Source organism: Carnobacterium mobile DSM 4848, assembly GCF_000744825.1.
Lineage (GTDB): Bacteria > Bacillota > Bacilli > Lactobacillales > Carnobacteriaceae > Carnobacterium_A > Carnobacterium_A mobile.
Genome location: NZ_JQMR01000001.1, coordinates 746,977 through 760,448, shown reverse-complemented (window position 1 = coordinate 760,448; position 13,472 = coordinate 746,977). Strand labels below are relative to the sequence as shown.

Sequence of the window (13,472 nt, the reverse complement as noted above, 5' to 3'; positions counted from 1 at the left end):
ATCATTTATGATGAGTTGTGTTAGTAATCATTTATTTGGTGATATTTTTGTTGCATAATGAAAAAACCATCGACTTACAGTAGTCAGTGATGATTAGATAAAACCACATCAGTTTTGTCTTATTTTTATATAGGAAAAACAATATAGAAAAAATGGGCAGCATGTTAAAGTAAGCGAACGATAAAATACTTTATAATATTTTTTCCCGAACTGGTGGTTGTGGTAGTCTCACAACAGGTAGTATCATTTTACCATAATTCAATAAGTAAGTATAGAAACTACGTTCAATCTTGAAGAAAAGCTAATAAAGTTATGTATTCGGATAAAAAAATAAAGTAAGAATGTTCCTTTTCCTTAAATTATGCTATATTATTGGAATGATTACACCCTTAATTTTTAAAAGGAGATGAATAGATGAAATTAATGTGGCGTTATTTAAGGAATTATAAAGGGTTGTTACTCTTAAATTTTATTTGTGTATTTGGGTTTGTTCTTATTGAATTAGGGTTGCCCACTTTACTAGCTTTAATTATCGATAAAGGAATCGTTATGAATGATTTTTCAGTTGTTACATATTATGGCATATGGATGATTGTGATTGCTGTTATAGGTCTAGCGGGACTCATTGGACTTGCTTACGCAGGCAGTAGGATCACGACTAATATTGTGAGAGACATTAGAAACGATATATTTATGTCAGTTCAAGCTTTTTCACATAGTGAATTTAATCAAATTGGTGTGTCTTCATTGGTAACAAGAACGACAAATGATGCTTTTCAAATCATGACTTTTTTACAGATGGTATTAAGACAAGGTATGATGACACCTATTATGTTTATTTCTAGTTTTATTATGATTGTGCGTACAAGTTCATCACTTTCTTATGTCGTCTTAATCGCTATTCCTTTTCTTTTTGCAATTGTTTGGCTGATCGCTAAACGTTCAGAGCCTTTATCAGAAACTCAACAAGCAAACTTAGATAACATCAATCAGAATTTACGTGAAAATTTAACTGGTTTACGAGTTATTCGAGCATTTGTTAAAGAAGCTTTTCAAGAAAAAAGATTTGTTAAGGTCAATCAAGCATATACAGCTGTTTCAAAAAAGCTGTTTAAATTAATGGCCGTAGCCATGCCGGTTTTTTCTATTATTTTTAATTTGATTCTAGCAACAATTGTTTGGTTGGGAGCTGTGGAGATCCAAAAAGGAAGTTTACAAGTAGGTAGCTTGATTGCATTTATAGAATATATTTTTCATGCCCTTTTTTCATTTATGCTATTTGCAAATGTATTTATGATGTACCCGCGTGCTGCTGTTTCTGCTGAACGAATAGAAGAAGTGTTGCAAACAAAGCCATCCATTGATGAAAATGAAGGTGGAGTAACGGAAACAGCTATTCATGGGCACATTGCATTTGAAAATGTTACCTTTGCTTATCCGGGAAATACTGAATCTCCTGTTATCCGAAATGTTAGTTTTACAGCTGAACCAGGAGAAACAGTAGCTTTTATCGGAAGTACTGGAAGCGGAAAATCAACGCTAATTCAATTGATTCCGCGTTTCTATGATGTGACAAAAGGCCGTATTTTGATTGATGGAGTAGACGTAAGGGATTATCAACTTCGCGCCTTAAGAAAAAAAATCGGCTTTATCCCACAAAAGGCGCTGCTTTTTACCGGAACCATTTCTCAAAACATGCGGTACGGCAAATGGAATGCATCCACAAAAGAAATTGAACAAGCAACAGATATTTCACAAGCAAAAGAATTTATATTATCTAAACCAGATCAATACGAAGAGCTTTTAGCAGAAGGCGGCAGTAATATGTCGGGTGGGCAAAAGCAGCGGTTATCGATCGCTCGAGCGATTATAAAAAAACCAGATATTTATATATTCGATGATAGTTTTTCAGCTCTAGATTATCAAACTGATGCACGGCTTAGAGAGCGATTGAAAGCTGAAACTCAAGAAGCTTCTGTATTGATTGTTGCTCAACGCGTGGGTTCTATCCGGCATGCAAATAAAATAATTGTCTTGGATAAAGGAAATGTGGTAGCTCAAGGAACGCACGAAGAGTTATTAAAGACTTCAGAGATTTATTATGCGATTGCAGCTTCGCAATTGACGAAGGAGGAATTAGCATGAGAGGATCGGTAGTGGCCATTCGTCGCTTATGGAATTACATCAAGCCATATAAAGTAGGCTTTTTTGCAGCTATCTGTCTGACGATGCTTTGTATGTTAATGAATGCTTTACAACCGTTTATTATTGGTTTAGCCTTAACGGAGGTAGGCAATAATGTAGCAGATATGTTGAAAGGAATACCGGGAGCGAAAGTCAACTTTGCATATGTTCGTCAAATTATTTATGTCATGTTAGGAGTAGCAGGTATTTATCAAATCACCTTATATACTTCTTCTTATATTATGACGAATGTTGTCCAACATACGATGCGTGACTTGCGGAACGATATAGAAGGAAAAATCAATCGGTTGCCTGTTGCTTATTTTGACCGTAACCAACAAGGGAATATCCTAAGCCGGGTAACCAATGACGTGGACGCGGTCAGTAATGCTATGCAGCAAAGTTTGATTCAAATCGTAAATTCGATTATGGGGATTATTTTCGCTATTGTGATGATGTTGTATTTATCTGTACCATTAGCAGCTATTATATTATTGATGATTCCAACGTCTTACGCGATTTCTAAATTTATTATTCGCAAATCACAACCTTATTTTATTGAACAGCAAGATGCGTTAGGAGCTATGAATGGACACGTACAAGAAAGCTTCAGCGGTTTTTCTGAAATAAAATTATATGGGAAAGAAAAAGATAAATTAGAAGAATTTAAAGTTATTAATCAGCGCTTAAATAAATTTGGATTTAAAGCAGCTTTTGTATCTGGCATAATGAGTCCTTTAATTGGACTTGTCACTAATTTGGTTTATTTTGGAGTAGCAGTGATTGGTGGGCTATTTGTTATCCAAGGCACCCTTTCTTTAGGGAACTTACAAGCTTTCACTCAATACATTTGGCAAATCAACCAACCTTTATCACAAATTACACAATTATCGGGTGTGCTACAGAGTGCTGCAGCTGCAGTCGGCAGGATTTTTGAAATATTAGACGAACCAGAAGAAAAACCTGATGCTATTCGGGTTGAGTTACCCGAAACAGTAGCTGGCGATGTCAGCTTTGAGCAAGTAACATTTGGTTATACTAAAAACAAGCCTTTGATAAAAGACTTAAATGTTCAAGTGAAAAGCGGACAAATGGTTGCTATTGTCGGACCAACTGGGGCAGGAAAAACAACTTTGATCAATTTATTAATGCGTTTTTATGACGTAGATAGCGGCGCCATCAAAATAGACGGCATTGATACTAAAACAATGTCTCGAAAAGATGTGAGATCGCAATTTGGTATGGTTTTACAAGATGCTTGGCTTTATAATGGTACAATTGCTGATAACATACGATTTGGAAAATTAGACGCTACTGAATATGAAGTAGTTGATGCGGCCAAAACTGCTAATGTTGACCATTTTGTTCGTACATTGCCAGACGGATACAATATGGTATTGAACCAAGAAGCATCTAACATCTCATTAGGGCAAAAACAATTATTGACGATTGCACGTGCAATCATTTCCGATCCCAAGATTTTAATTTTGGATGAGGCAACTAGTTCAGTCGATACCCGATTAGAAGCATTGATCCAAACAGCAATGAAAAAAGTCATGGAAGGCCGGACAAGTTTTGTGATTGCTCACCGACTGTCAACAATTCGCGATGCTGATTTGATTCTAGTAATGGATCAAGGAGAAATCGTGGAACAAGGCAATCATCAAGAGCTATTGAATAAAGGCGGATTTTATGAGAAGCTGTATAATAGTCAATTTAAACAAGCAGAAGAATAAAATTAAATGAGCGTCTTAAAAAGATGCTCATTTTTAATTATTTTTTTTAAGTATAGAAAGGGTTGGTTACAAATAATGCAAAAGAAAATGATTTTTTTTGATATTGATGGAACTCTCTTAAATGATGAAAAAAAAGTATTGCCTAATACAAAAAAAGCTTTAAAACAATTAAAAGAAAATGGACACGAAGTTGTCATTGCAACAGGAAGAAATCTGGCTTTAGCTCAAATTGTTATCGATGAATTAGAGTTTACAAACTACATTCTTTGCAATGGCGCAGCAGGTTATTACCATAATGAATTGGTTTTTGAAAACAAATTGGATCTAAAAGAATTTGAACGGTTGCTGCAAGTAGCTGATGCGCAAGAACATGCTATTGTGTATGAATCAGTGGATGCTTTAAAAAGACGTCATACAGAAAATGATATTAGAATGATGACAGCCATGAAAAGCGTCGGTTCAAGTGTTCCGCCGCATGATGCGGATTATTATTTGCATCATCCATTATATCAAGGATTGATTTTTTATCCTGATGCAGAAAAAGCTGCTTATGAAAATGGTCAATTTCCTAAATTTAAATTTGTCCGTTGGCATAACACTGGGGTAGATATTGTTCCACATGATGGCTCTAAGGCTCGTACAGTTTTAAAATTTGCTGAAAACCAAGGATTTAAGGTGGAAGATACGATAGCTTTTGGTGACGGACTAAATGACCTTGAAATGCTGACTGAAGTGGGAATGGGAGTAGCTATGGGGAACGCATTAGAAACGATCAAACTAAAAGCAGATAAAGTAACGGAAAATTGCAACGAAGATGGAATTTACCTTGCGTTGAAAGACCTTCATCTGATATAATCAAGGCAGTTATAAATAAGAATTTATTCTTATTTATGGGGGTATAGCTCAGCTGGGAGAGTGTTTGGCTGGCAGCCAAAAGGTCAGGGGTTCGATCCCCCTTATCTCCATACGTGCAGTTATTCTGTATAATTCGAAACCACTAAGAACTGTTTACCTGACAGAATTCTTAGTGGTTTTTTGTTTGTTAAGGAATGTTTGTTTTAGTCTATATTTAAATACCTTTGCTCATATTCTGCTCACCTTTTTTCATTGGTCAGACTTTTAAAATAGAGAGTTTGCTCTCCTCTAATATTCACATATCGTCTGTCATCTTGCTCCATTTTTTAAGAGTGACAAATTGGATATGGCGAATTTCATCAAATTCAACTTTTGTGTTATTTATAAAAATGCCTAATGCGTCACCACCCTTAATAAGCCCTATAATATCAGCTTCATACATTCCATTTTGGTCTACTTTTTCAAGTTGAATAGCGACGGTTTTATTTTTTACAATGGCTTCGTTCAATAGTGCTTCAATTTCTTTTTGAGTCATTTGTCTTTTTTGGTGATTTAAACTTTTTCTTTCACTGGTTTCTTTTTCTTGAGCAGCGGTATGCTCTGATAAATAGAAGCCGGCCCATTTTTTAATCCCGCGATCTCGGTACTCTCCATTTAAAAAACTCATTGTATGCCCTCCATTCCGCCAGCGTGTCCCCCAATAAGCGAACTCCGATTAATAGCTGTAGCTCCTTCTAAAAGACTGCTCGCATGTACCAATGATTGAAACCCATATTTGTCTCTTATTCTATCCACCAACAGATCTAACTTTTCGTTTGCAATTTGTTGAGAAGGATCTTCAAATAAATCTAATTGGATATGACTTGTATATGTTAAATTTGAATAGGTAATGCCAATATTTCGAACAGCTTGCCCATCATAGTATTTAGTAAAGAGTTCAAAGCAATACTGCACTAGTTTTTTCGAGTTAGAAGTAACAGGTACCTTCATTTGACGTGAAAAACCGCGTTCTTCTGTATTCCTAGAATAACCAACAGAAAGAGTGACACAACCTGTTTGACAATGGTGTTTTCTGATGCGTGTTGCGACTTGTTCAGCCATTTCCCGAATAACAATTTTAATTTCTTGTCTGTTTACGTAATCTTTGGTAAGGATCTGAGAGTTTCCATAACTTTTCTCTAATGGCCGGTACGGTTCTCTAATATTGCTGCGGTCGATTCCCCAAGAACTAGCATACAATTGTTCTCCGATAAGCCCAAAAGACTCTCTTAGATGATAGAAATTGGAGTGTGCTAGATCGTATACTGATTTAATGCCTAAATGCTTTAATCGTTTTTCAGTTCGTTCCCCAATACCCCACATGTCAGTCATGTTTTTTATTTTCCAAATCGTTTTCGGCACATCTTTGTATCGCCACTCCGCAATGAAATCGGCATTGTATTTTGCTTCGTTATCTAAAGCTAATTTAGCTAAGAGCATATTGTCTCCAATCCCGATCGTTACATACAAACCTGTCTTTTTATAAATATGATATTGGATCATTCTGGCCATATCGTAAGCATTTTTTCTTTTAAAGAGTTTTAAACTAGATCTAACCGATACAAACGATTCATCTATACTATAAATATGTAAATCCTCATCAGAAACGTACTTGCGAAAAATATCATTGATTTCAGTATTTTTCTCAATATAAAAATTCATTCGCGGAGGAACGATCAACAAATCGGGATGAGGAGGGATTTCCCATTTTCTAGAAACATTGCTGATACCCAATACTTTTTTTGCTCGGGGAGAAGCAGCTAAAATCAAACCCCCGGAATTTTCAGCGTTGCTCATTACAACCAACATCGTTTTTAAAGGATGTAAACCGCGTTCGATACATTCAACGGAAGCGTAGAATGATTTTACATCAACACAGAGAATATCTTGACTTAATTCTCTCGAATAATCGAATACCATTGGAACTCCTCCTTTTTGATTTCATTATACCGAACATACGTTTGTTTTGTAAAGCAAATAGAGACAAAAAAACAACTCTTTACTATTAGAGATTAAAAGTTGTTTTACGCGCGAACTTAATTTAATGTGTTTATAGATAAAAAAAGCAGGTACAAAAGAGTTTGAGTTCTTTTGTACCTGCTTTTATATTGTTAACGAAGATCAAGAAATAATAGATACGTTATCATCTAATTTAAAAGGTGCATCTTGATTGATATGATCATAGAACATAATACCATTAATATGATCAATTTCATGTTGTACTACAATAGCTGGATAATTTTTCAAGCGAATCTTTTGTTGTTCGCCATTTAAGTCTAAATAAGTTACAGTTACTCGGCTATGGCGAGGTACATATCCAGGTACTTCACGATCAACAGAAAGGCACCCTTCACCTTCTGCTAAACAAGCACTTTGGACAGAATGACTAACCACTTTTGGATTAATCATAACAGCGCTTAGAATAGGCTCATTGGTTTCATCTTCCATATCAGGGATGTGAACTGCAATGATTCGTTTTGAAATGTCTAATTGTGGTGCTGCTAAACCAACGCCAGCTCGCAATTGATACTTTTCAGCTAATTCTGGATCTTGACTGTTTTGTAGAAATTCCAGCATGTCTTGACCTAATTTTTTTGTTTCTTCATCAAGAGGAAAAGTTATCTCTTCAGCAGGTAAACGTAATGTCGGATTTCCTTCCCTAATGATGTCGTTCATTGTAATCATTTTTATTTCACTCCTGTGTAGTAGTTTTTCTAATATCTGTATAAAGTAAAGGATATGATTAATTATCAACTTAATAATCTTAACAGCAAATATAACAAAATGCACGAAAAAAATGTCTTGTTGTTCTGGTGTTGTAAAGTTTCTGAAAAGAAAAGCTTTTTTTTAAAAAAGAAGTATGAGATAATCATGAGAAAGAAAAAAAGCCTTGTTAATCATTGGCCGAAGAAAGAAGGAGACGATATAATGGAAGAAGCAAGAAAATATATTGAAGAAACCTACTCTAAATTAGTGAAGAAAGATCCAGATCAAACTGAATTTTTACAAGCGGTAAAAGAATTTTTAAATAGTATTGAGCCTGTTTTTACTGCTCATCCAGAATTTATTGAACAAAATATTTTGGAGCGTATCATTGAACCAGAACGCATCATTCAATTTAGAGTTCCTTGGACTGATGATCAAGGAAGAGTCCAGGTAAATAGAGGATTTCGTGTTCAATTTAATTCAGCCAATGGTCCATATAAAGGCGGTCTGCGTTTTCATCCAAGCGTAAACCAAAGTATTATAAAGTTTTTAGGGTTTGAGCAAATTTTCAAAAATAGCCTAACCGGGTTGCCTATCGGCGGTGGAAAAGGCGGCAGCGATTTCGATCCTAAAGAGAAATCAGATGCAGAAGTCATGCGTTTTTGTCAAAGCTTTATGACTGAATTGCAACGCCATATTGGACCGGATCTTGATATTCCTGCAGGAGATATTGGGGTAGGGGGAAGAGAAATAGGCTATCTGTATGGTCAATATAAACGAATCAATGGCTCTCAAGCAGGAGTGTTGACAGGAAAGCCGCTTATGTTAGGGGGCAGCTTAGCGAGAACAGAAGCTACCGGTTATGGTTTGGTGTATTTTACAGATAAAATGCTGCAAAATGAAGGCAAATCATTTGAAAATAAAAAAGTAATTGTCTCTGGTAGTGGAAACGTTGCTTTATACGCCATTCAAAAAGTTCATGAGCTGGGCGGAACAGTCATTGCTTGTTCCGATTCCAATGGATACATTTTAGATCCAGCTGGAATTGATTACACAACCGTTAAGCAATTGAAAGAAGTAGAAAGAAAGAGGATCTCAGAATATGTTACAACTCATCCCACTGCGATTTACTCTGAAGGTAATATCTGGGATATTGAAGAAGCTTACCAAATTGCGTTGCCATGTGCTACACAAAATGAAGTCAATAAAGACTTAGCAAAGAACATGATTGCACAAGGTGTGATTGCTGTAGCAGAAGGAGCTAATATGCCTTCTGATTTAGAAGCTATAGAAGTTTATCGCCAAGCAGGTATTTTGTATGCACCTGGTAAAGCTGCTAATGCAGGTGGAGTTGCGGTGTCTGCTTTAGAAATGAGCCAAAATAGTCAACGATTAAGTTGGTCGTTTGAAGAAGTAGATGAGAAATTGACGGATATTATGGAAGCAATTTATACCGAGGTGCGAGATACTGCAAAACTTTATCAGGTAGAAGGAGATTTTGTAGCCGGAGCCAACATAGCTGGGTTTGTTAAAGTGGCTCTTTCCATGATAAGCCAAGGCATAGTCTAAAAAAGTAAAAAGAAACAAGTTCTTAAAAAAGAATTTGTTTCTTTTTTAAAAAACAAAATTGTTTTTATTGGCCATTGTCAGAAAACTTCTTTAACAAAAATAATAATAATATTTGAAAATTAGAAAATTCTAATTTTGTAATAAGTAATGTGAAAAAAATAACATGTAACATTTGTCTTTTAAACTGTACTGATTATAATACAGTTAATTTAAAATTATATAACAGTTTTATCTTTAAACGAACAATTTTGCGGTTTCACTTTTTTATAAGGGGTAAAATAAATTAGAAAAGAAGCAAAAAATAACGTAGTGAAAATATTCACTAGCCATTCATGAAACAAACCGTTTTTTATTTTCATTGTTGTTGAATTAGTTTTCATTGCTGTAGTGGTGTTGATATACTTGCATAACATAGGAAAGAATGGTAAATTTAACAAGTAAACAGTTTGCACTAATACAGATTAAACAACTGTATAAAACAGCACCTTACAAAAAATAGATTGTAAAAGAGAGGAATGGATTACAAATGGCTAACAAGAAACAACCTGTAGATTTCGAAGCATTGTTAAGCACAATTGATGCTGCTTTTCCAATGGTCCAAATCTTAGATAAGGACGGTAAAGTCGTTAATGAAGATATTATGCCTGATTTATCTGATGATCAATTAGTCGAATTAATGGAGAGAATGGTATGGTCTCGTATCCTGCATGAACGCTCAATGGCGCTTGCTCGTCAAGGACGTTTAGGTTTCTATGCTCCTACTGCTGGACAAGAAGCATCACAAATGGCAAGTTATTTTGCATTTGAAAAAGAAGACGAATTATACCCTGGATACCGTGATATTCCTCAATTGATCCAACATGGTTTGCCAGTTTCAAAAGCTTTCTTATGGTCTCGTGGACATGCTGAAGGAAACCAATATCCTGAAGATTTACATGCTATGCCGCCTCAAATTATTATCGGAGCACAAATTATCCAAGCTGCCGGCGCAGGACTTGGATTGAAAAAACGTGGCAAACAAAATGTTGCTTTCACTTATACAGGTGATGGCGGTTCATCTCAAGGGGACTTTTATGAAGGTATGAACTTTGCTGGAGCTTATAAAGCACCAGTCGTATTCTTTGTACAAAATAATGGATACGCAATCTCAACTCCTCGTCATAAACAAACTGCAGCTGTTACTTTAGCTCAAAAAGCTGTTGCAGCAGGAATCCCTGGTATTCAAGTAGACGGAATGGATCCATTAGCAGTTTACTCTGTTGCTAAACAAGCAAGAGAATGGGCACTTGCTGGAAATGGTCCTGTACTAATTGAAACAGTAACTTCTCGTTTTGGTCCTCACTCAACTTCAGGAGATGACCCAACACGTTACCGTGATCAAGAAAGTTTTGACTATTGGGAACAACGTGATCCATTAATTCGTTTCCGTAACTTCTTAACTGAAAAAGGTTTGTGGTCTGAAGAGAAAGAACAAGCTTTAATCGAAAAAACACAAGAAGAAATCAAAGCCTCAGCTAAAGAAGCTGACCAAGCACCTAAACAAAAAGTTTCTGATTTCTTGAAAAATATGTTTGAAGAACCTACTCAAGTAATTAGTGAACAAATTGCGGCTTTTGAAGCAAAGGAGAGTAAATAATCATGGCACAAAAAACAATGATCCAAGCAATTACTGAAGCGCTTGAACAAGAAATGGAACGCGATCAAGAAATATTGATTTTTGGTGAAGATGTTGGTAAAAATGGTGGAGTTTTCCGTGCTACAGCTGGCCTTCAAGACAAATTTGGTGAAGACCGAGTTTCAGATACACCGCTTGCTGAATCAGGCATTGGCGGATTGGCAATTGGATTGGCACTTCAAGGATTCCGTCCAGTTCCAGAAATCCAATTTATCGGATTCATTTTTGAAGTAATGGATTCAATTGTTGGACAAGCAGCACGTACTCGTTACCGTATGAGCAGCACTCGTACTTTGCCGATCACTATTCGTACACCGTTTGGTGGAGGAGTTCATACTCCAGAAATGCACTCAGATAACTTAGAAGGATTGATTGCACAATCTCCTGGTATTAAAGTAGTTGTTCCATCTAATCCGTATGACGCAAAAGGCTTGCTGATTGCTTCTATTCGTGATAATGACCCAGTCTTCTTTATGGAACATATGAAATTATACCGTTCATTCCGTGATGAAGTTCCTGAAGAATCATACACTGTTCCACTAGGAAAAGCTGCTATCACTCGTGAAGGTAAAGATGTTTCTGTTATCACTTATGGAGCTATGGTACGTGAAGCGATCAAAGCGGCAGATGAGTTAGAAAAAGAAGGCATTTCAGTTGAAATCGTTGACTTAAGAACTATTTCTCCATTAGACATTGAAACAATCGTAGCTTCAGTTGAAAAAACTGGACGCGTAGTAGTTGTTCAAGAAGCTCAACGTCAAGCAGGTGTCGGCGCTATGGTTATGTCAGAAATCTCTGAACGTGCAGTCCTTTCATTAGAAGCACCAATCGGCCGCGTAGCAGCTCCCGATACTGTCTTCCCATTTGGTCTAGCTGAGGGCTCTTGGTTACCAAATGCAAATGATATTGCAGACAAAGTAAAAGAGGTTTACAACTTCTAATTTATTTCTATTAGATAAAGCAATGCAGATGCAATCAATTTAGTGTTCAATTAAATGGTTGCATTTGTTCTTGTTGAAATGTGTTCAATCAAACCTATTTTTGAAAATAGAATGGCTAAAAAGAAGGGAAGATATTAAATGGCTTTTAAATTTAAATTACCAGATGTCGGCGAAGGAATGGCTGAAGGCGAAATCGTAAAATGGTTAGTAGCTGAAGGCGATGAAATCAAAGAAGAAGATTCAATCGTAGAAATTCAAAACGATAAATCAGTTGAAGAAATTGCTTCTCCAGTTTCAGGTACAATTAAAAAGATTTTGGTAGAAGAAGGAACAGTTGCAAATGTTGGGGATGTTATCGTTGAAATCGATGCACCAGGACATGAAGAAGACGAAGCAGCTCCAGCTCCAGTAAAAGAAGTACCAGCAGCAGCTCCAGCAAACCAAGGTGGCTCTTTCTATCAATTCAAATTACCAGATGTTGGTGAAGGAATGGCTGAAGGCGAAATTGTAAAATGGTTAGTAGCTGAAGGCGATGAAATCAAAGAAGAAGATTCAATCCTAGAAATTCAAAACGATAAATCAGTTGAAGAAATTGCTTCTCCAGTTTCAGGTACTGTTAAAAAGATTTTGGTAGAAGAAGGAACAGTTGCAATGGTAGGACAAGCAATCGTTGAGATTGATTCTCCTGAACACAATACTGAAAGTGCAACACCTGCTACATCTCCAGAAGAACCAGCAGCTGAAAGTGAAGCAAAAGATCCAGCAGCAGGCGCTTCAACAGATTCTAGTGTTGTAAAAACTTCTGACTCTAGCAAACGTGTACTTGCTATGCCATCAGTACGTCAATTTGCACGTGAAAACGATGTGGATATCAGCTTAGTAACAGCTACCGGTAAAAACGGCCGTACAACAAAAGAAGATATTGAAAACTTCAAGAAAAATGGTTCAACAGCTCCTGCAGCCAAAACTACTGAAGCTCCAGCAGCAACAAAACAAGCTCCAGCAGCTAAAGCAGCAGCTCCAGCTCAACCATTTAAATCTTCACAAGCAGAACTTGAAACACGCGAACCAATGACGGGTATGCGTAAAGCAATTGCTAAAGCTATGGTTAATAGTAAAGCAACCGCTCCGCATGTGACATTATTTGATGAAGTAGATTCTACTAAATTAATGGCACACCGTAAACGTTTCAAAGACGTTGCAGCAGGTAAAGGCGTTAAATTAACATTCTTACCTTATGTTGTTAAAGCTGTCGTATCTGTTTTACGCAAATACCCTGCTTTAAATGCATCAATTGACGATTCAACAAATGAAATTGTTTATAAACATTACTTCAACATCGGTATCGCTACAGATACAGATCGCGGATTGTTTGTGCCAGTTGTTAAAGACGCTGACGCTAAGAGCATTTTCTCTATCGCTGGTGAAATTACTGAGCTTTCTGGTAAAGCTACAGAAGGTAAGTTAGCAGCTAACGAAATGAGTAACGGATCTATCTCTATCAGTAACATTGGATCAATTGGCGGCGGCTGGTTCACTCCAGTTATCAATTACCCTGAAGTTGCTATTTTAGGAGTTGGCCGTATTGCTAAAAAAGCTATTGTAAATGCTGACGATGAAGTTGTAGTAGCACCAGTTATGCAATTGTCATTAAGTTTTGACCACCGTATTATCGATGGAGCAACTGCACAAAAAGCAATGAATGAATTAAAAACATTGCTTGCTGATCCAGAATTATTATTAATGGAAGGGTAAGGGTGAGTACAA

10 protein-coding genes and 1 tRNA gene are annotated in these 13,472 nt (G+C 36.4%); 8 read left to right on the top strand and 3 right to left on the bottom strand.

The window, feature by feature from the left end:
- The first annotated feature begins 414 nt into the window (after positions 1–414).
- The 4 genes from BR87_RS03400 (at position 415) to BR87_RS03385 (ending at position 4,885) form a co-directional block, all read left to right on the top strand.
- Positions 415–2,145, top strand: a complete 1,731-nt coding sequence (locus tag BR87_RS03400; protein ID WP_035028674.1) for an ABC transporter ATP-binding protein — start codon at positions 415–417, stop codon at positions 2,143–2,145.
- Positions 2,142–3,920, top strand: coding sequence for an ABC transporter ATP-binding protein (locus tag BR87_RS03395; RefSeq protein ID WP_035028671.1), 1,779 nt, complete (start codon positions 2,142–2,144; stop codon positions 3,918–3,920). Before BR87_RS03400 ends, BR87_RS03395 begins: the two co-directional genes overlap by 4 nt.
- Before the next feature lie 75 nt (positions 3,921–3,995).
- Entirely contained in the window at positions 3,996–4,775 is a 780-nt protein-coding gene (locus tag BR87_RS03390) for a Cof-type HAD-IIB family hydrolase (RefSeq protein WP_035028668.1), read from the top strand.
- Positions 4,776–4,812: 37 nt separating this feature from the next.
- A tRNA-Ala gene (locus BR87_RS03385) sits at positions 4,813–4,885 on the top strand.
- Between the two features lie 185 nt (positions 4,886–5,070).
- Here the strand turns inward: BR87_RS03385 and BR87_RS03380 are convergent.
- The 3 genes from BR87_RS03380 to def all read right to left on the bottom strand — a co-directional run bounded on the left by BR87_RS03380 (position 5,071) and on the right by def (position 7,499).
- The gene (locus tag BR87_RS03380; RefSeq protein WP_035028663.1) at positions 5,071–5,442 is read right to left on the bottom strand and encodes a hypothetical protein; all 372 of its coding nucleotides are present in this window, start codon (positions 5,440–5,442) and stop codon (positions 5,071–5,073) included.
- Positions 5,439–6,734, bottom strand: coding sequence for a Y-family DNA polymerase (locus BR87_RS03375; protein WP_035028661.1), 1,296 nt, complete (start codon positions 6,732–6,734; stop codon positions 5,439–5,441). Before BR87_RS03375 ends, BR87_RS03380 begins: the two co-directional genes overlap by 4 nt.
- A 201-nt stretch (positions 6,735–6,935) precedes the next feature.
- Complete coding sequence (gene def, locus BR87_RS03370) at positions 6,936–7,499, bottom strand: peptide deformylase (protein ID WP_035028659.1); 564 nt, start codon at positions 7,497–7,499, stop codon at positions 6,936–6,938.
- A 243-nt stretch (positions 7,500–7,742) separates the two neighbouring features.
- On the opposite strand from def, the gene gdhA reads away from it, so the two are divergent.
- The 4 genes from gdhA (at position 7,743) to BR87_RS03350 (ending at position 13,460) form a co-directional block, all read left to right on the top strand.
- Positions 7,743–9,089, top strand: coding sequence for an NADP-specific glutamate dehydrogenase (gene gdhA / locus BR87_RS03365; protein WP_035028657.1), 1,347 nt, complete (start codon positions 7,743–7,745; stop codon positions 9,087–9,089).
- 526 nt (positions 9,090–9,615) lie between these two features.
- Entirely contained in the window at positions 9,616–10,725 is a 1,110-nt protein-coding gene (gene pdhA / locus BR87_RS03360; RefSeq protein ID WP_035028655.1) for a pyruvate dehydrogenase (acetyl-transferring) E1 component subunit alpha, read from the top strand.
- Positions 10,726–10,727: 2 nt separating this feature from the next.
- Entirely contained in the window at positions 10,728–11,705 is a 978-nt protein-coding gene (locus tag BR87_RS03355; protein ID WP_035028653.1) for an alpha-ketoacid dehydrogenase subunit beta, read from the top strand.
- Positions 11,706–11,843: 138 nt separating this feature from the next.
- Positions 11,844–13,460 carry a dihydrolipoyllysine-residue acetyltransferase gene (locus BR87_RS03350; RefSeq protein WP_035028647.1) on the top strand — a complete coding sequence of 539 codons (1,617 nt, stop codon included), beginning with the start codon at positions 11,844–11,846 and terminating at the stop codon, positions 13,458–13,460.
- Positions 13,461–13,472: the final 12 nt, after the last annotated feature.

Coding starts and splice junctions, on each gene's coding strand:
- BR87_RS03380 (WP_035028663.1), bottom strand. CDS start 5,442: ATGAGTTTTTTAAATGGAGAGTACCGAGATCGCGGGATTAAAAAATGG.
- BR87_RS03375 (WP_035028661.1), bottom strand. CDS start 6,734: ATGGTATTCGATTATTCGAGAGAATTAAGTCAAGATATTCTCTGTGTT.
- gdhA (WP_035028657.1), top strand. CDS start 7,743: ATGGAAGAAGCAAGAAAATATATTGAAGAAACCTACTCTAAATTAGTG.
- pdhA (WP_035028655.1), top strand. CDS start 9,616: ATGGCTAACAAGAAACAACCTGTAGATTTCGAAGCATTGTTAAGCACA.
- BR87_RS03355 (WP_035028653.1), top strand. CDS start 10,728: ATGGCACAAAAAACAATGATCCAAGCAATTACTGAAGCGCTTGAACAA.
- BR87_RS03390 (WP_035028668.1), top strand. CDS start 3,996: ATGCAAAAGAAAATGATTTTTTTTGATATTGATGGAACTCTCTTAAAT.
- BR87_RS03350 (WP_035028647.1), top strand. CDS start 11,844: ATGGCTTTTAAATTTAAATTACCAGATGTCGGCGAAGGAATGGCTGAA.
- def (WP_035028659.1), bottom strand. CDS start 7,499: ATGATTACAATGAACGACATCATTAGGGAAGGAAATCCGACATTACGT.
- BR87_RS03395 (WP_035028671.1), top strand. CDS start 2,142: ATGAGAGGATCGGTAGTGGCCATTCGTCGCTTATGGAATTACATCAAG.
- BR87_RS03400 (WP_035028674.1), top strand. CDS start 415: ATGAAATTAATGTGGCGTTATTTAAGGAATTATAAAGGGTTGTTACTC.